Source organism: Pseudorhodoferax aquiterrae (genome assembly GCF_014652235.1).
Taxonomy (GTDB): Bacteria; Pseudomonadota; Gammaproteobacteria; order Burkholderiales; family Burkholderiaceae_C; genus Pseudorhodoferax; species Pseudorhodoferax aquiterrae.
The window spans coordinates 1-17,729 of sequence record NZ_BMYK01000044.1 but is presented as its reverse complement, the minus strand read 5'-3'; the positions used below and the strand labels follow the sequence as shown (position 1 = coordinate 17,729).

21 protein-coding genes and 2 pseudogenes are annotated in these 17,729 nt (G+C 64.2%); 8 read left to right on the top strand and 15 right to left on the bottom strand.

The features are described 5' to 3' along the window. Positions 1-106 precede the first annotated feature (106 nt). Positions 107-1,380 (top strand): annotated as a pseudogene (locus tag IE209_RS31795) (GGDEF domain-containing protein). 39 nt (positions 1,381-1,419) lie between these two features. Here the strand turns inward: IE209_RS31795 and IE209_RS31785 are convergent. The 15 genes from IE209_RS31785 to IE209_RS31715 form a co-directional block, all read right to left on the bottom strand. After that, positions 1,420-1,869 carry a DUF3597 domain-containing protein gene (locus IE209_RS31785; protein WP_189690861.1) on the bottom strand — a complete coding sequence of 150 codons (450 nt, stop codon included), beginning with the start codon at positions 1,867-1,869 and terminating at the stop codon, positions 1,420-1,422. Positions 1,870-2,075: 206 nt separating this feature from the next. After that, positions 2,076-4,430, bottom strand: coding sequence for a DEAD/DEAH box helicase family protein (locus IE209_RS31780; protein WP_444544360.1), 2,355 nt, complete (start codon positions 4,428-4,430; stop codon positions 2,076-2,078). A gap of 169 nt (positions 4,431-4,599) precedes the next feature. Beyond that, a complete protein-coding gene (locus IE209_RS31775; RefSeq protein ID WP_189690860.1) occupies positions 4,600-5,220 on the bottom strand; it encodes a hypothetical protein in 621 nt (206 codons plus the stop codon). Further along, positions 5,213-5,488: a hypothetical protein gene (locus IE209_RS31770; RefSeq protein ID WP_189690859.1), complete on the bottom strand. Its 276-nt coding sequence runs from the start codon at positions 5,486-5,488 to the stop codon at positions 5,213-5,215. Before IE209_RS31770 ends, IE209_RS31775 begins: the two co-directional genes overlap by 8 nt. After that, complete coding sequence (locus tag IE209_RS31765) at positions 5,481-5,873, bottom strand: hypothetical protein (protein ID WP_189690858.1); 393 nt, start codon at positions 5,871-5,873, stop codon at positions 5,481-5,483. The genes IE209_RS31770 and IE209_RS31765 overlap by 8 nt, the downstream gene beginning before the upstream one ends. Positions 5,874-6,815: 942 nt before the next feature. Further along, positions 6,816-7,076 (bottom strand): hypothetical protein, encoded by a 261-nt coding sequence (locus tag IE209_RS31760; protein WP_229883160.1) that lies wholly within the window; start codon positions 7,074-7,076, stop codon positions 6,816-6,818. After that, positions 7,073-7,462: a hypothetical protein gene (locus IE209_RS31755; RefSeq protein ID WP_189690857.1), complete on the bottom strand. Its 390-nt coding sequence runs from the start codon at positions 7,460-7,462 to the stop codon at positions 7,073-7,075. The genes IE209_RS31760 and IE209_RS31755 overlap by 4 nt, the downstream gene beginning before the upstream one ends. Before the next feature lie 225 nt (positions 7,463-7,687). Further along, the gene (locus tag IE209_RS31750) at positions 7,688-7,978 is read right to left on the bottom strand and encodes a hypothetical protein (RefSeq protein ID WP_189690856.1); all 291 of its coding nucleotides are present in this window, start codon (positions 7,976-7,978) and stop codon (positions 7,688-7,690) included. 2 nt (positions 7,979-7,980) lie between these two features. Then, positions 7,981-9,108, bottom strand: coding sequence for a DUF6094 domain-containing protein (locus tag IE209_RS31745; RefSeq protein WP_229883159.1), 1,128 nt, complete (start codon positions 9,106-9,108; stop codon positions 7,981-7,983). A 10-nt stretch (positions 9,109-9,118) separates the two neighbouring features. After that, entirely contained in the window at positions 9,119-9,442 is a 324-nt protein-coding gene (locus IE209_RS31740) for a hypothetical protein (protein ID WP_229883158.1), read from the bottom strand. 67 nt (positions 9,443-9,509) lie between these two features. Beyond that, entirely contained in the window at positions 9,510-9,767 is a 258-nt protein-coding gene (locus IE209_RS31735) for a hypothetical protein (RefSeq protein ID WP_189690882.1), read from the bottom strand. Between the two features lie 197 nt (positions 9,768-9,964). Next, a complete protein-coding gene (locus IE209_RS31730) occupies positions 9,965-10,321 on the bottom strand; it encodes a hypothetical protein (RefSeq protein WP_189690855.1) in 357 nt (118 codons plus the stop codon). Position 10,322: 1 nt separating this feature from the next. Beyond that, positions 10,323-10,847: a RadC family protein gene (gene radC / locus IE209_RS31725; protein ID WP_189690854.1), complete on the bottom strand. Its 525-nt coding sequence runs from the start codon at positions 10,845-10,847 to the stop codon at positions 10,323-10,325. Positions 10,848-11,300: 453 nt separating this feature from the next. Next, positions 11,301-11,966, bottom strand: coding sequence for a DUF3275 family protein (locus IE209_RS31720; RefSeq protein WP_189690853.1), 666 nt, complete (start codon positions 11,964-11,966; stop codon positions 11,301-11,303). A 503-nt stretch (positions 11,967-12,469) separates the two neighbouring features. Further along, positions 12,470-13,108, bottom strand: coding sequence for a DUF3577 domain-containing protein (locus IE209_RS31715; protein WP_189690852.1), 639 nt, complete (start codon positions 13,106-13,108; stop codon positions 12,470-12,472). 455 nt (positions 13,109-13,563) lie between these two features. Between IE209_RS31715 and IE209_RS31710 the strand changes: the two genes are divergently transcribed. From IE209_RS31710 to IE209_RS31680, 7 genes and pseudogenes are all read left to right on the top strand, one after another. Next, positions 13,564-13,827 carry a hypothetical protein gene (locus tag IE209_RS31710; protein ID WP_189690851.1) on the top strand — a complete coding sequence of 88 codons (264 nt, stop codon included), beginning with the start codon at positions 13,564-13,566 and terminating at the stop codon, positions 13,825-13,827. An 8-nt stretch (positions 13,828-13,835) separates the two neighbouring features. Then, positions 13,836-14,033: a hypothetical protein gene (locus tag IE209_RS31705; protein WP_189690850.1), complete on the top strand. Its 198-nt coding sequence runs from the start codon at positions 13,836-13,838 to the stop codon at positions 14,031-14,033. Between the two features lie 255 nt (positions 14,034-14,288). Further along, positions 14,289-14,781 (top strand): annotated as a pseudogene (locus IE209_RS31700) (MarR family winged helix-turn-helix transcriptional regulator). Between the two features lie 164 nt (positions 14,782-14,945). Beyond that, positions 14,946-15,410: an HU family DNA-binding protein gene (locus IE209_RS31695; RefSeq protein ID WP_189690849.1), complete on the top strand. Its 465-nt coding sequence runs from the start codon at positions 14,946-14,948 to the stop codon at positions 15,408-15,410. Positions 15,411-15,551: 141 nt separating this feature from the next. Further along, positions 15,552-16,112, top strand: coding sequence for a hypothetical protein (locus IE209_RS31690; protein WP_189690848.1), 561 nt, complete (start codon positions 15,552-15,554; stop codon positions 16,110-16,112). Between the two features lie 259 nt (positions 16,113-16,371). Next, positions 16,372-16,692: a fluorescence recovery protein gene (gene frp / locus IE209_RS31685; protein ID WP_189690847.1), complete on the top strand. Its 321-nt coding sequence runs from the start codon at positions 16,372-16,374 to the stop codon at positions 16,690-16,692. 125 nt (positions 16,693-16,817) lie between these two features. Beyond that, positions 16,818-17,657, top strand: a complete 840-nt coding sequence (locus IE209_RS31680) for a UPF0149 family protein (protein WP_189690846.1) — start codon at positions 16,818-16,820, stop codon at positions 17,655-17,657. Positions 17,658-17,729: the final 72 nt, after the last annotated feature.

Here is a 17,729-nt window from a genome sequence, read left to right as displayed (position 1 = left end):
TATGGGGTGAAGGAATGCGCACAGGTCGGCCGAGCTCCGCCGAACGGTAGATGGCCTCCATGAGCAAATCCTCGACAGCCTGGTTCAGACCCTTGAGCGCAGTGAGATGACGAACGACATGCTCATGGATCTGCAACCGGTCCTGGTGAACCATGTGGCGAGAACGGAGCAGCTCCAGGGGCTCTTCTTGTACAACGCCGCGGGGACCTGGATCGCGACATCGGAGTCCCGTTGGGAATCCACTCTCAACAATGCAGACCGCTCCTACTTCAGCCACCACCGCAGCAATCCGAGCGGCACCGCGTTGGTGGGAGCACCGATCATCAGCCACTCTTCGAGCCAATGGGTCGTCCCTATTTCTCGTCGGATGAACGATGCGGAAGGCAGGTTCGCGGGCGTCGTGCTGGCAACCTTGAGCTTGGAGCACCTGCGCCGTGTGCTTGAGCGATTCGACGTGGGCGAAGGCGCGCTGACCCTGGTCGTCGCCGGCCACTTCGCCGCCAGGCATCCACTGATCGCTTCCGACATCGGCAAGTCCGCAGATGCGCTGGAGCGGGTTCTGGGAAGCGCCAACGCTGGCTTCGGTGATGCACGCTCTCCGATCGACGGCATCCAACGGTTCTACAGCTTTGAACGTGGCAGGAGCTATCCGCTCGTCGTCATCGCCTCCTCGTCGCATGACGAGGTCCTTTCCGCCTGGCGCGTTTCGTCCTGGCTGCAGACCCTTTGGGTTCTCCTTCTGTGCGCGGCGCTGCTCGGCGGAGTACGCGTCATCCGACGTGCGCTGCGCCAACGCGTCCGCGCAGAGAAGGAGCTTCGCGAGGCGCACAACGCGCTTGCCGTCGCCAACGCCCGCCTGCAGAAAATGGCACAGCTCGACGGACTCACTGGACTGCCGAACCGCGGGTACTTTGATCGACGTCTGGCCAGAGCCTTCAAACAAGCGCAACGTGACGGGACGGCGCTCGCATTGGTCATGGTCGACGTGGACTTCTTCAAGCAGTTCAACGACACCTACGGCCACGTCAAGGGCGACAACTGCCTGACCCGCGTTGCCGCCGCCCTGCGAGCCGTGGTACGTCGCCCTGAAGATTTTGTCGCACGCTACGGAGGCGAGGAGATGGTCATCCTCTTGCGCGGGCCGGCGTCGAGGGCGCAACTGCGGTCGCAGAGGCGGCTCGTCGCGCCGTCAAGGAGCTGGCCATCCCACATGCTGGATCGACGATGGGCGTCGTGACGGTCAGCCTGGGCGTCGCGGCGCTCGTCCCTGACGCGCAAAGCAACCCGACCGAACTGATTGCGGCAAGCGACGCGGCCCTTTACGCTGCGAAGGAGCGAGGCCGCAACCAGGTGCAGAGCGGATTTGTTCCGCAAAGCTGAGCGCGAATTCACTCCTCCGGCCGGAACCCATCCCGAATCTCAGTCGCGTAGGTCGGCTGGCACTTTACCACCGTTGGCTGCCACCTTGTTCATGACCTGCCGGTGAAGCCATACGTTCATGGCTGCGGAGTCGTTGGTGTCACCGGTGTAATGGAGCTCCTGGGCCAACTCCTTTCGCGCGCCAAGTGAGCTGTCCAAACCGAGCAGCTTCATGAGGTCGACGATGGATGTCCTCCAGTTCAGCTTCTCGCTGGATCTGGCCGCCATTTCGTTGAGCATCTGCTCGACGTCGACCTGCGTCATCGGCTGGGGCGCTGTTGCACCCATACCACCACCCGTCGGCTGCGACGCGGGAGGCGGAGCGACCGGTGCCGCAGAGGCAGCACCTGCTGGTCCTGCTGTTGGCGGGACCGCGGCAGGCGTAGCCGACGGATTCGCTGCGTGGGAAGAGGGAAAGATCTTGCCGAGAATGTCGCTCAGAATTCCCATGTTGACTCCTGTTTGACTTGGGTCCCCAGTGTCTCGGACGATGGGCGCCGCAGCGTGGGACAGCGCCGCGACCCGATGAGAGGGCATTGACCAGCCGTCCCGCTTCCGTCGGAAAGTCGACGCTCAGTCCGCCACCACCGACCCGACGGAGGCGAAAGCCCCACCTCGGCGAACCGAGATGGGTGCCTCGCGTGTACCGCGTATGTTCACGCGGCGGCCAGCAGTTCCTTCGCCAGCGTCACTTCCAGGCTGTCACCCTGGGAGTCGTTCAGGACGTCGAGACCGGATTCCGGCATGTCGCCCGAGGTCGACTGCGACACCGCGATCTTCTTGCCCATGAGCCGCAGGCAGTCCATCTGCGTGGTGAGCGCATAGCCAAGGTAGTACACCTTGACCGACTTGCGCTGCCCGATCCGCCAGCTGCGCCTTGCGGCTTGCTGGACGGTGTAGACATTGAAGCCAGACTGCATGAAGACGATGGTCGGGAACTCCAATAGATCGAGACCCGTTTTCACGAGTTCGGGGTTGCACAGCACGACGTCGACGCCGCGCTCGACCTGGTCTGCCACCCAGTCCTCGCGCTTGGACGCATCCACGCTCGCGCGCAGAACAGCGACCTTGAAGCCGCGGACCTCGAGCTGGTTGCGCAGCCTGGCGGTCGTGTCCCGCGTACCCGAATAGATCGTGTACGCGAGCACCCGACGCCCGGCCGCCTTCTCCTGCTTGCAGATCTCCACCAGCCTGGCCTCCTTGGGCATCAGCGTGGTGTCGTCGAACATGGCGGGCTGCTTGTGCAGCAATGCGCGCGTTCGTGGATGGCGGACCGTTTCCGGCCGGAAGCAGCAGTCTGGCCAAGCCAGCAGCACGTTCATCACGACACCCAGCAAGGTGCTGTCCTTCAAGGCCAGCGCCTGTTTCAGGATGCGCACGAGCGTGGAGGCCATGAGCGCGTACGCCGCACCCTGCGCATCGTCCATCTCCACCGGCTCGAAGACCTCCTCGTAGTGCGGTAGCGCCTTCGCGTCGATCTCCCGGAGCTTCAGGAACACCGTGATGGGCAACACATAGCGCAGGATGCCGACAGGGCCGAAGCCCGGCGCCTTGCTGGTGCGGACCGTCAGGCTCTTGGCCTTGGCCGTGCGATGCGACGATGCACCGGTTTCCCGGTACACCTCCTTGAGCACCCCATGCTCGCGCATGAACGCCATGTTGGCACCGTGGAACGAGCCCCGCTCGCTGGGCTTGAAACCGTCGGCCACCATCACGGCGGGGTTCAGCCGCCACAGCAGGTGGAACAGGTCGTCGGCGTAGCCGCCCATCAGCGTACCGGTCAGCAGCAGCGTCTTGCGACACTGGCTGGCCAGCACGCCCATGGCCTGGCCCTGGGCCGATCCCTCGTTCTTGTACTCGTGGCCTTCATCGACGACCAGCAGGCCGAAGTAGTTCTTCGGCAGATAGCGCTTGATGAACTCGGTGGCCTGGTAGCCACCTTGTCCGATCGAGAACTCGAAGCTCGCCATGGACCGCTCCAGCCTGCGCGCCTGCCGGTCGCTGAAGACCATGTCGCCGTTCTCGTCCATGAGGTTGATGAACTCATAGACGTTGTCCTCCAGCATCGAGCCCAGCAGCGACTCGCCGAACATGTCCAGCAGCCGCTTGGAGGCGACGGGGCCGATCGTGGGCAGCTGCTGCATGGCCGCACCAACCAGGTCGCGAAGCGACTGCTTCGCGGTGCCCGGCCGGATCAGCGTCCACAGCGGGCTCCTGCAGGACTTGACGGTGCACTGCATGCGCATGCCGCTCAGCACGGCCGCGGCCAGTTCTGCCGACAGCCAGGCGCGCGGACCGTCCGGGTCCATGCGGTCGAGCGGAGCCATGCACTGCGGACAGCAAGCGACCGTATGGGTCTGCCCTTCGTCCCGCAGGCGGCGTGTGATGAAAGCCGGCCTCCAGTGGAAACCCATGCGCATGCGCACACGGCCGAGCACGTAGAACTCGGGATGACGACTCTTCAACCCCAGCGTCGCGCGCACCTGCAGCAGCTTGCGCAGCGTGTCGGGACCGTTGAGCACCCAGACCTTGGCCCCTGGCACCGTCTCCATGATCTCCCGTCGCCACTTGTAGACCAGGTGGGGCGGGCTGATCACCAGAGTGCGCGGATGCTCCTGTTGGAGCACCGCGGCCGCGCAGATCGCCATCATGGTCTTGCCCGAACCCATCTCGGCGTTCAGGACCGCAGCGGGTTCGCCACGGTCCAGCAAGAGCTTGCACACGGCTTGCACGGCCTCGGATTGCGCCGGAAACGGCCTGCGCCGCAGCGACGCCATCACGGCTCGCCGCGCCTGCCAGACCGGCAGATGCTGGTCCAGCGCTGGCTGGTAGACGGGCGGGTTGCTCGCCTTGACCTGCTCCAGCATGCTGGCGCCGAAGCTTCGCATGAAATCGCCCAGGGCGATGGTCTCGCTGATGACGCCATCCATGATGTCGGCACGCTCGGCCACATCGGGTTGCTCTTGCAGCGTCTCGGCGGAGATGGCCGCATCCTGCTGCTGGTCCGGCATGGCCACGGCCGCCGCGTCGGGACTGTCGATGACCGCGAGGTCGTTGGTGGTTTGCATGGATCTCTCCTTGTGGGTGAGGTAGTGAAGAACGAAATGCGCGCCGACCCCCGATGGGCCTGACGCGCAGCTTGGGATGCGCCGCCGGCGGATGAGGCCGGCGGGCGTGGGGCTAGAGGACGAACACCCTCTGGCGGACTTGGTCGCTGACGAAGCGAAGGAAGTGGTCAGAAATGCTGACGCGCATGGCGTCCACCTGGCCGAGAGGCGGGTACAGGGCGTCACCGAGGCGCTGGTAGGCCAGCTTCTCCATGCACCAGGCCTGCAACTCGGGACGCCAGGCGTCGAGCAGCGCGACCGGAGACAGCTGACGGGTCAGCTCCCAGGCCTGGTCCAGCAGGCCGCGCAAGCGATCCTGCGCCCCCTGCCCGGTGCCAGCCCGGTGCATCACCCAGCCGATCCGGTTGGGCCGGTCCAACGTGGTGAATGCCTTGTCGTACATCCACACCTGCGACAGCGGGCCGAACACGTTCTGCCGCGGCAGACGCCCCGAGAACGTGGTCAGCCCGTTGGCATTGCCAACGTCGACTGCATGGCGCGCGCCATCGGCCACCAGTTGAAATCGGCTGACGCCGCCCTCCTTGTGACCCAGCTGCATCGCTGCCTCGAACTGCATCAGCGAGCCGTCGCGGCCGTAGACCGACAGGAACTTCATGGTGCCGCTGCTGTCCCGCAGGCAAGCATCGACGAAGACCTCCGGGAACTCTTGAACGCGGTACAGGGTGTCAGCCATGCTCTGGCTCCTGCACATCCTCGTCGCGTACCTTCAACCAGGCGCTGACCCAGCATCCGTCGTCCGTTGGGGACACCGTTGCATCGTCATCGACCTGCACGTCCTCATCGCAATGGAGCTGCTCCGCGGCGGCGATGTGGTGGCGGCAGGCCAGGCGCTCGGACTTCAACGATTCAAGGTGCTGTGACAGCGCCCTGACCGCTTCGGCCAGATCTCCCTTCTCCCACCGATTGACGACCTCCTGGGCAAGTCGTTCGATCTCAGCCATGGTGTGCCCCTGGTTCCTCGCGGCACGCCGAGCAGTCCAAGGGCGGAACGTGCCGGTAGTGCTGCGTGATTCGCGAGCGGAGATCTGGCAGCGTGCCCAGCACCTTGTCGTGCTGCTCGCGCACGAGCACCTTGGTGATGTGGCTGTTCTGCATGCATGGCGTGGACACCATGAGCTGGTCGAAGTCGCCCTGGCGCGCATCGCCACCGATGTCGTAGATCAGTTCTCCATCTTCGAGACGGGTAGAAACCGTCGCGCGCGTCACCAGGTTGGCCTGGTTTCCCGACGCGCGAGCAGTCCGGATGACCAGCACGCGTTGCTGATCGAGCTCGATAAGTGTCTCGGCCGACCAGCCGCAGCTGGTGCTTTCGAGTTGGATTCGCATGGTCCGCTCCTGAAAGGCGCGGGCGCACCCCTTGCGGGGCGCGGCCCCGCATGGGTTGATGAAGTTGGCACCGAGGTGCCGTTGTGCCCAGCCACGGATGTGGCTGGCGCGCTCGAAGGGCTGAGCGCACCCGAGAAACCGTTTGTGGTTGGTTGACGGTTTCCCCTTGCATCCGACGTGACCAGGTGCAAGCGGAAGCCGCTGCCGTGCGCAGGGGCGACCAGAGGTGCGACACTGCGCACATGCACCGCAAACCGCACCTCGAACTCGTGGCAGGCACTCCCCCTCAGCAGCCGGACTGGTCCGTGCTGCTGGAGGAGTTGGACGTCAAGGACGCCCTGCCGCAGTTGCGAGCACGGTCAAGGCAGCGGCGGGCCGCAGCAAATTCCGTTCTCGTAGCAGTGCCACCAGCGCAGCCGGCACACGCGCTTGAAGTTCAGGACGCGCAAAACACGTCCGGATCAGCCTGAGCATCGAGCACACCTCGCCAGGCGCGATCTCTTCGCGCAGGGCTTCGATGGCCTCGAAATCGGCTTCGCCGGCGCAAGCAGCCAGTCGGCCAGGGCCGCGTGGAACAGCCTGCGCTGGTCGTCGTTCAGGGATTCAAACAAGGTCGTCTCCAGGTTGCAGGGACGACCGAGCCCAGCGGGGACCGGTTGTCCCCAGAGGGTTGAAGAGCGGGTCACGTGCCCATGCGGGATGCGTGATCCCACAAGGGTTGATGAAGAAATGCCTGGCTGTCTCCAGCCGGCGCGCTTGCAAGGCCGAGCGCGCCTGAAACCATCGTGGATGGAAGGATGGTTTCCCGAAGCGCCCTGGCCAGCAGGGCGCTGTGGGAACCCATCAGGGTTCGGGTTCGAAGTGTGGCATCGACGCGGGCCGCCGTCCAGAGAATCACTGGCCCGGCACCGCGCAGATGCGCAGTGCCGGGCAGCGACAACCCTAGTCGGGCTTCTGGACCACCATGTCGGCGTCGACGTCGTACTGGTTGTACACCTTGGCCTGGATCTCCTTGGCAACGCCGATCCAGACCGGACCGCTCAGGAACGGCGTGTCGACCTCGGAGGGCTGGGCCGCCGCCACCTGGTCGGCATAGCGGCGGATCGCCTCGATGACGAACACCTGGCTCAACGCACCGAAGTAGCTGAACTGCATCAGCTCGGCGACGAACTCCTCGTTCGTCAGCCGCGCCGCCGCGCTCAAGCCGTTACCTCGGCATCGCCGTCGACCGTGGCCTCCACCGGCTCGGCGGCGGCCTTCTGCTTGGCATAGTGATCGCGCACCTGAAACAGGACGCTCTCTGCTTGGGCCAGACACGTGGCGTGTTGCGTGCTGACGGTCTTCTCCGTGACACGCTGGTAGCGCATCGCCATCATCGGCGCCGAAAAGTCGCCGTTGATGCCGAAGCCCACCGTGAAGCGCCTTTCGGTGCCCACGAGCCGGTGGACGCTTGCCCGCGTGCGGACAACGCCATCGTGGTGCTTCATGGTGACGATCTTCAACTCGCGGTTCGTGTCGTCGATCATCATCGTGGACTGGGCATGCCAGTTGCCGTCCCGCTTGCAGATGGCGGTATCGAACTCGATCATGGAAAACTCCAGAAATGCGCAAGGCTCCGCCCCAGCGGGGCTTGGCCCCGCACGGGTTGGTGATAAGGCACCGAAGTGCCACCTTGCCCAGCCACGGATGTGGCAGGCGCGCTCGAAGGGCTGAGCGCGCCCTGGAAACCGCTTGGTGTCGGTTGACGGTTTCCCGCTGCACCCGGACTCGATGAAGCCAGATGCAGCGGGAAGCCGTCGCTTCCCTTGTGTGGATCAGTACTCCGAAGGAAGGAGCAGCGTCGTCACGCTGCGATCCTGCTCGGTGATCACGTAGATCTTCACGGTGTCCGTGACCTGGAAGGCGGAGACGATGCGCTCTCCGTCCAGGACGGCCTGCAGGTTGCGCCTGCGGTCGTCGGAGCTCATCTCGGACCACTCGCCCACGACATGCAGCAGGACGTAGAGCAGCGGAGAGTCGAACACGCCCGCCTGGACGAGCGCGTCGACACCCCGCGTCATCACGATGCTGCCAAGCTCGAAGAGCGGGGCTGTGCCATTTCCCATGGTCACGCCACCTTGACGATCTGGCCCAGCCGGTGGTCCGGCGTGAACTCGATCGCGTTGATGACCGGCACGAAGCGGTCGAGCATGGTGATGACCTGGCTGGCCTCGCCCTTCTCGTTCACTTCGCTCGTGACCGTCCGCTGCTTGTGCTTGAACGTGTCGCCTTTGAGCAAGAACTCGCGTCCCTGCACCGAACGAAAGTGCCCCGTGACCTGGCCGGCAGCCAGAGACAGAGCCAGATGCCATGGCGTCATCTCGCGCAGCGTGGGCCGGCAGACATAGGACGCGCGGTGGAAGTGGGCATCGAACCCTTCCCACAGCAGGTGTTGACGGTAACGATCCAGCTCGTCGCCGAGCTGGGGCGCATCGATGCGCACCGCGTGGAAGTTGAACTCGCCATCGACAACGGCCGGCACGACGTAGGGCTCTGACACCCATTCTTCCGGCAGCTCCTGGACACCCTCGCCGGTCTGCACCTGCGCAAGCATCTCCATCACCTGCTTGCTGGCGTTGCCGGACTTGCGGCGGGCTGCGACGATCACGCACTGCCGGAAGCGCTGCTCGGGGGCCATGAAGGCCTGCACGTTCTGGTAGTTGCGCGCCAGGTGTGCCCGCATGTCCTCGTCCAGCGCATAGTGCGGGAGGAGGAACACCAGAACACCGTGCTGCGCGAGCAGCGGCGTGCACTTGAACAGGAACGTGCGTTCGAGGCGCTCGGCCTTCTCTGCGTCCACCGTGCGAGCGTTGGCGCTGGCCTTGTCCGAAACACCGAAGCCATAGGGCGGATTCAAGAACAGCAGCCCGATCGACCGAGGCTTGACCACCACGTCGTGGAAGTCGGCATGGATCACGCGGTCAAGGCACTGCTTGGCGTGCCAGGCACGCTCCTGATCGAACTCGATGCCCAGGGCTTCGATGGCGATCTTCGCGCCCGGGTCCTGCGCAGCCGCCGCTTCCAGCAGGCTATGCCGAACGTCCGCCAGAGCAGCGCCCTCGCCGCAGCAGGGATCGAGCATGCGATGCGATGCGGTGCCGGCGCAGCGCAGCATCTGAACGATGCGCTGCATGGTGACCTCGTCGGTCGGGTAGTACCCGTTCTTGATGAAGTTGTGCGCCAGGCGCGCGAACATCAGTGCCATCTCATGCTCCCTTCGTGATGCAGCGAATTTCTGCTCCGAAGGCAAGCGCTGGCTTGTCTGGCGACGGCTGGCCGTTCTGATCAATCCACCACTGGGGCGGGTCGAGCGGGTAGACCATGACGCCGAGATAGTCCTCCTGGATGCCGTAGCCGACAACCTTCGCGTTGCCGATGCCGTTGACGCGAATGTGAACGTCGTCCCCGATGGCGGGCACAGGCTCGGCACCGGTCCAGATCGGCAAGCCCTCGGCCGTGCGAGCGGCCGTACGGTCGGTCGAATAGGCAGGCAGCTCCTGCGAGCGAACAAATGACATGTGGATCTCCATGGGTGGATGCAGGCCCCGCAGGGCTTGCAGTCCTGCGGTTGAGGAAAAGTGGCCTGCTGGCCAGGGATCAGAGGTGCGCGCGTTGCGTCCAACGGCCGCTGCTAAGCGCGCCGTCCGCCAGCAAGCGGGTCGGGAAGTACTCGACGGATTCCCGCGTGAAGGGGCCTTCTGCTGGGCAGAAGGTGCCGAGGTAGAAGCCCGCGGCGCTTTGCAGCACCGTCAGCTTCAGATCAGACCTGCCGCAGGCGGCTGCGAGAACACCGTGCGCGGGTGGCGCGGCCGTGGCCGTCTCTTGCGGAGCTGCCGGGTGTGAATGCATGAACATCGAAACTCCTGGGTTGTGACAGGAGGCCGCCCGGACAGGCGGCAACCTGTCGGGTTGGTGATGATGAGATGTGCCTCGGCGTTGCCGCCGTGCGCGCTTGCAAGGCTGAGCGCGCCTGAAACCATGGTGTTGGTGGATGGTTTCCTGCAGCGCCCGCGGTGCAGGCGCTGGAGGAACCCATCGGGTTCCTTGGAAGTTCAGCCTTGCGGCTGACTTCCATGTGGTGTGCCTGCGCAGCTGCGCGGCTCACGTTCTGCGGCCTCCAAGGTCTCGCGCATGCGGGCGGGACCCACACGCTGCGCAACCGCCGCCAGCGCCTCCATCGCCATCTCCCGCTCGTCCGGCCGCCGGTGCATCGCGAACGCGACCCCTGTTGGAAGGTCGCAGACGCGCTTGCCGCTGGCGATGTGCGAGATCGACTTGGGCACCCTGCCCGGGAACTGATGGATCGCGAACCAGAAGGCCTTGCCATCGACCGTCGCGCGAACGCGCCGGCAGGTGGTGGTCATGACGGAGCCGTCGGCGAGCTGGATGTTGAAGAGGGCCATGGCCATGTCAGATCAGTCCACGCTGGGCGAAGCTCATCGTCGTGGTGCTCGTGACCACGATGTGGTCCAGCACGCGCACATCGACGAGACTCAAGGCAGCCTTGAGCTGCTGCGTCAACGCTTCGTCGGCCCTGGAAGGCTCTGGCGAGCCGCTCGGGTGGTTGTGGTACAGGATGACGGCAGCACTGTTGGAGAGCAGGCAGTCCTTGACGACTTCGCGCGGGTAGACCGACGTCTGCGAAATGGAGCCGCGAAACATCTCTTCGGCCTTGATCATGCGGTGCTGCGCGTCCAGGTGGACGACGCCGAACACCTCGTGGTCCAGGTGGCCTATGCGCGTGCGCAGGTAGTCCTGGACGGTCTCTGGCCGGTCGAGGAAGACCTGGCCCTGTAGCTTGCGTTCCAGCAGCGCACGTGCGGCCTGCAGGATGTCCTCGGGCTGCGCCGAGAAGTATTCGCCGTTGCGGTCGCGCACGATCAACGGCGCGTGCGACGTTGCGTCGGAAGTCGAGAACGTGACGGGTGTCTTCATGGTGAGCTCCTGATGGGAACGGGAGCCACCCCGACGGGCGTGCGCCCGTCGGGGTTGATGAGAGATGTGCCTGGCCGGCAGTGCCGGCTGCGCGCTTGCATGGCTGAGCGCGCCTGAATCCATCGTCGGTTGGAGAGATGGTTTCCCGCAGCGCCCTGCCCTGGCCAGGCGCTGCGGGAATCCATCGGCTTCCTCGTTTTGAGATCTGGTTGAACGCTGCCCCTGGCTGCATGGGACTTGCCATGCATGCCGGCCACCGGTGCGGGGCCCTGGTGGCCAAGGAATGGCGCGTGAGTGGTGCGCGGGCGTGGCTTTGACCCGGGCACCCTCAATCGCAATGGCCGCGGCACATCAGGCTGCCGCCACCCAGGCTGAGAGTCTTCGCTCTGCGGGCCGTTCGATGCGTCCACCTCGGGCGCATGGAACAACCCGCAGCGCGGGTTGTGTGTTTGGTCAGTTGACCGGGTTGAACGTCTGTTGCATCGGATCGAACTCGTAGCCCAGCTCTTCGCGCAGTGTGGCCGCCTGGCGGCGGAACAAGGCGCGGTCGACCGTGGAGTCGAGCTTGACCGGCTCGCGTTGCCGAATGCGCACGCAAAGTTCTACGCCGAAGAGCTCGGCAAGATTGATCGGCGACTTGGCCTGCAGTTCAGGCTTGGCCTTGCGGCCGATACCTTGCAGCGCGGACTTCAGGTCGGACAGATCGCCAGTGGAGCCGGCTCTGTCGACATCCTTCTGCGGCTGCGTCGTTGGCGGCGTGGCCGGCTGCCTCGAAGGCTTCTCCGGCCTGCGCGTTGCCCGCGGTGCTTCGATTTCGTCAATCGGGTCCGGCTCGGGAGGCTCTGGGGCCTCATCGAGCTCGGACGCGGACTCGACGCGGATGTCGTGCAGCTTGGCCCTGACTTCCGCCACGGCCCTGCCGTAGGCAACGTACTGGCCCAGGTAGATCTCGGAGATCCACACCGTGGCCTGGTATTCGCCTTCATCGAACTGGTCCAGCAGCGAGTCCTTCACCTTGAACTCGCCGATCTCGGTGAAGAGATTGGCGACCGCAAAGGGGCCGTTCTTGCTTTGTTGGATCTTCTTGACGCGCAGCGTGGTGCGCTCGATCTTGATCATGATGTGCTCCGTTTGGGGGGATGGAAACGGAAGCACGCAAGCCCGCGACGGGATCGGTGTCCCGTCGGGATGTGTCGTCGTGGCGTGGCCACGGCGACAAGACTGCTGAAAATGGATTGCGCCAACGTACCGGGGTGGCAGGTTGGCGCAATGGGCTCTGATCTACTGGCAGGTTTCCAGCCCGACAGAGATTAAGCGCAACGACGAAGTTTGCGGATCAGCGAGATAGCGCCTTGGACTTGTACCCCGGTCTTTCGACGTGCACCGTTCGGGGGTTGAGATGCTGCAGCCGGAAGACCGGCACCTGGTTTGTAGTGACACCAGAAAACACTCGGGAACCTGTCAAGATTACCAGAAAGTAAACACGAATCGCACAGTTTTTGCCCTATTGACCGTGCAATTTTCGAGCAATTCTAAGACTCATTGGCGCTGAATCAGCGCTCGCGCCGAAGGCGAAGAGAACACCCCGATCCATGCGGATCGGGGTGCTTCAACGGCTCACATCAGCCGCGGGTAGACCGCGACCAGCGGCGCTCGCGCCTCGGTTCGCTGACGAAGTTGCGCGACTGCGGACGGCCTTGGTGGCGGTCCTCTTCGCGGTCCTCGTAGCGATCCTCCCGCTGGACGCGGGCAGGTTCTTCCTGGTCCGGGCCGGCGTGCGAAGTGGCCTGCGAATCGCCGTCCTCGCCACCTGCACCGGGCTCTTCGCTCTCGCGGCGGTACACCAGTTCCCCATCCACCTTGGCGGTGTTGATGAGGATCAGGCGTCCCTTGACGAGCGCTGCCTTCTCGGTCTTGTTGGACTGCCCGCCCTGGGCATCCCGCACTTGCCGGTCGTACTGGTGGACATAGATATCTCCGGCCTTGAACGACACGACGACCTTGCGGCCCTCGTTTGCAGCCTTCTCCAGGTTGCGGATGATTTCGATCGCGTCACTTCCGTTGACCTTGAGGTCGAAGTAGGTGTACTGCGGATCGTCGCTGTTTCCCCGGAGCGCGTTGATGGCGCAGCTCAGGAACGGTTCGGATCGACGGCCGCCGCTGCGGCTGTTGTTGCCGACCCAGCGGACGCGGCTGAGGTAGCCAACGCCGGAGACGTGGAGGTTGAAGTACTCGGATTGCGCTTGAGCTTGGTTTGCCATGGTGATCTCCAAAAAATGGAAAGAGACCGGCATACCCGAGCCTGACCGCAAGGTCTGGACGGGGAAGCTGATCCCCGTCCGGGTTGCAGTGACAGATGTGTTCTGGGCCCGACCTTGGGGGTCGAGCCGTGCGCCTTTCAAGAACCGAGGCGCCGCGTGTTTGCCTTTCGGCAGTTCACGAAGCGCAATCTAGCAAACTGGTTCTGCCGCAGTCAAATGAAGTTGACACGTGACGGCCACGCAGCGCCGTGGCCCCGAACTTTGCGTGGGCCGGGCTGCCACGCGAGAACGACGCACAGGACTGCCCACCTGGGACGCCAACGCACCGCGATGACGAAGGCCTACGTGCCTGCGGAATCGCGAAGCCCTGAAGGGGGCCTTCTGAGCACGGCGACAATGCTGTGCGTGCTCGCGGTTCCAAACCCGAGCCTGAGCCCTGCACCTGAGGCCCGCCCATGCAAGAAGTCGAATCCCTGTCGTCGGTCCTGTGGTGGGTTTTCCCGCTCGTGTTGTTCTGCGCCGCCGGCTGTTTCGTACGAGGTGTGGAACACGCTTTGACGCGCGCTGCGCTGAGTCGTCGCCGCGACGTGCTGTTCCAGGATCGGCAACTCGCTGAGTTCCTCGCGCAGGTGAAGCCGCCGCCCTACGGGCATTATGCGGCCTGCTGGATCGCAGCCGGCACGCTGCTGCTGGTGGCGGCGTTTATGCTTCGGCATTGAGTTTGACGATGGACATTGACCTCGACACAGCGCTGCAGGCCGCCGTCAACATCCTGCGCGACTCAGTGGAGTCGGGCTGCGTGCCTTCGGGCGAGCCGCTGCCTGGCCGTGCAACGGAGCTTCACCGAGAGGCTGCTCGGCACCTGGAGGAACTGCGGCACGAGCTCGCAGTGCTTGCCAAACTGCGGCAGGCGCCAAGCGACTGATCGGCAGGTGTGCTGATGGTGTTCGCCGTGCGGGCGTCACCCTCGCCCGCGTCCTGCCTGCACCGTGCCCTTGGCTTCGAATGTGCGCAGGCCTAGTAACGCCGAGCCATGCCCTGCTGGTCGGCGCCGGGACGCACGTCGATCTGACCCGTGCGACCTGGCATCGGGTCGACGCTGTCGTGCAACTGCCGGCGCGTGGTTTTCTCCACGACAAGCGGGTGGCTAGAGTTCGGCGCCAGAACGTAGGGCAGCACCATGAACCTAGAACAGAAGTATCTTGCGCTATTTGCGGAGGCGGAGCGACGCGGTCTTCCCGACGTGGAAGGCGCGCGCCTGTGTTTCCAGACGCTCTCCGTCGCCGCGGGCATCGACCGCGGCTGCGTTGCCTTGCTGGAGCCGCATGGCTTGTCCGAGGGGCGCTTCGTGCTGTTGGCGCTGCTCGATGCCTCGACCTACGGACTGGCACCCAATGCGCTGGCAGAGCAAGCGGGAGTGGACGCGTGGAACCGTTTCGGGACTGCTCGACGGCCTTGAGCGCGAAGAGCTGATCGAACGACGTGCCGATGCCAACGACCGTCGTGCGCGGCGCGTTCAACTTACCGACAAGGGCAAGCGTCTCGCCAAGACGGTAGTCGAGCAGCATGGCCGCTGGGCTGCAAGCCTGTTCGCCAACTTGTCCGCAGACGAACGCAAGCAGCTGACCGCGCTGCTGGGCAAGGTCGATGGCAACCTTGGCAGTGGCGCGTGATGAGCTTGGCCTCACGGAGGAAACAGCACCGGAGGTGCGTCATGGCCAACCTTTGCCACGCCGATCGCGGCACGCGGGCCGCAGCTCCTTCTACGGCCAGACTTGCCTTCTTAGAATCTTGATGCGCGACACCGCGCATCTCATAGAAGAAGGACGATTCCAACATGGCAACTGCCAAGAAGACCACCGCCGCGAAGACGGCGGCACCCGCAACCAAGAAGGCTGCTACGACGAAGACGGCGCCCGCAGCCAAGAAGGCTGCTGCAACGAAAACAGCACCTGCCAAGAAGACTGGGGCGGCGCCCGCCGCACTCAAGCCAATCAAGACGGCCTTCAACAAATCCACCCTGCAAGCGCATCTTGCCGATACGACCGGAGTCGAGCCCAAGGCTGTGAAGGCTGTGCTGGCCGCACTCGAAGCCACGATGGTCGCATCGTTGAACAAGAAGGGCCTGGGCGAGTTCACGCTCCCTGGCCTGCTCAAGGTCACCGCGGTTGCCATTCCCGCGAAGAAGAAGCGCCGCGGCATCGACCCGTTCACCAAGGTCGAGCGCGAATTCGCGGCCAAGCCCGCCACGGTGCGCGTGAAGGTCCGCTCGCTGAAGAAGCTCAAGGACGCAGCGCTGTAAGTCCTGCAACGGCATCGCATCTCGCGGTGCCGTTCTTAGAATGCGCACGTGGGAACGTTTGCGCTTGATCCGAAAACCGTCCGGGACATCGCTCCCGCCATGCTCGACGCCCGAGGTCGGGTTCGGGTCGTTCCAGCGAGCATGCTCGCATCGACCACTCCCGATGAGCGCATGCTGTTCGGCGTGCGCCATGGCGTCTACGGCTTCCCCACCGAAGAGCTGTGCGACTACCTGATTGCCCGCATTGCCGGTCGGCGCGCGATCGAGATCGGCGCTGGCAACGGCGTTCTCGCCGAGGCCTTGGGCATCCCCGCAACGGACAACCGGCAACAGGAAGAGCCCGAGCTGAAGGCGTACTACCAACGCCTTGGCCAGCCAACCGTGTCCTATGGCGACAACGTCGAAAAGCTCGATGCTGCGGCCGCGATCGCGAAGTACAAGCCCGAGGTCGTGATCGCGTGCTGGGTCACCCACCGCTTCGACCCGTCGGCCCCAGAGCGTGGCGGCAGCAACACTGGCGTGGACGAGGCAGAAGTCGTCGCAGCCTGCAACGAATACATCTTCATCGGCAACCAGCAAGTCCACGCGGCAAAGCCGATCTGGGCGCTCGCGCACGAGCGCATCGCACCGGAGTGGCTCTACTCGCGTGCGATGAACGGCACGCCGGAGTTCATTGCCGTGTGGTCGAAGGCGGTGAGGTAGGAAATAAGCCGTGGATGTCCGCCAGCGGCGAGTTGACCTGAGCCATCAGGTACAAGGTCTTGAACTCGTCGCTGTTCGCACATGGAACGGCCGCCATGTGGCCCGGAATCGACCGGCGCAGTCCTCACCTCAGATGGACCTTACAAGGGGCGGTACGGGGTTCCGCACAATGTGCAGTAACCGAGGATATCCCTTTGTCGATGCGAGCGAATTGCCTTCACCACTTGCTCAATCTCAGGCTGGAACATCAGGAGGGCCCGTGTACGACTTCAAGTGGTCTGACGCCGAGAAGAGGCTCGCGCGCCGGGTGTTCGAGCTTGCCCTGAAGGCCGAGCTGGCGGACATCATGGCGGAGTTCAAAGCGAGGGCTGCTGCCGCGGCGGAGCCGGACGACATGTGGTCCATTGAGCAGCATCTGCATCACAAGCGGCGCGAGATCGAAGCAAAGTACGATTTTCGATACTCGCGGTTGATCCTGCTCTTCGCTCAACTGCTTCGAGAAGGCCGCATGCAGGAGGAGCATCTTGCCGGTCTGGCCGATGAGAAGCTCTCATCCATTCGGCGCATCGCATCGCTGTAGGGCCGGATCATGTCGTGCGATGCGCGCCAGGTGGCTCGTTCGAGACAGGTCCTCGGCTCCGCGTACTTGCTAGAGCATGCGGACGCTCGCCTGCGCGAGCCTTGTCGCGTCTTGGCCCGGCGTGAATGGCTTCGCGTTCCGCCTTTTGGTCGGCACAAGGACTGACCCTGCATTGGGCCATCCAGGACATCGGCCGACGGGCCGCCGATGACTGTGCGGGACAATGGCGGCGTCCACAGCCGAAACCGTCGATGTCCACCCCGTTTTCCCCATTGAGCGATGAAGAGTTCGACGAGCTCGACCAGTTCCTTCTCTACGAAGTCGACACGGACGAGGTGATGACGCTGGACATGGTGGATGGGTTCATGCATGCCATCGCGATAGGACCTGTGACCATCCAGCCGACGCATTGGCTTCCCAAGATCTGGGGCACCAAGGAAATGATGCCCCCGATGGATTCGGTTGCCCAGGTGAACCACATCCTGGGACTGGTCATGCGCCACTTCAACAGCGTCATCTCCGGTCTGGAAGGCGAGCCGCGGGAAATCAGTCCTTGCTGGTCCACGGCGAGCTACCCTGGCGACCAGCAGCAGTACGACGACGCGGAGTCTTGGGCGCATGGCTTCGTGGAGGGAATGCGACTGTGCTGGAATGACTGGCAACCCCTGCTGCAGACGGCGCAGGGGCAGGCCTGGTTCAGACCCATCGGTCTGCTCGGGGAAGATGACTTTGGCCCGGACCAGGACGCGCTCACCAGGACGCCCGCCATGAGGGCGGCGCTGGCACTTCAGATTCCGCAGGCCGTGCTGGACATGCATGCCCACTGGCTGCCGCTCAGGCGCGCCGTCTACGAGCGCGAACTGGCCAAGTCGATGCAACCCAAGGTAGGCCGCAATGAGCCCTGCCCATGTGGAAGCGGGAAGAAATTCAAGAAGTGTTGCGGCGCGGCTGCCGACCTGCATTGAGCAGGTCAGTCCAGCTGTCGAAGGGGTCTCCTCGTTTTCAGTGCAATAAGTGACGGTACGCAAAGCTAGCAC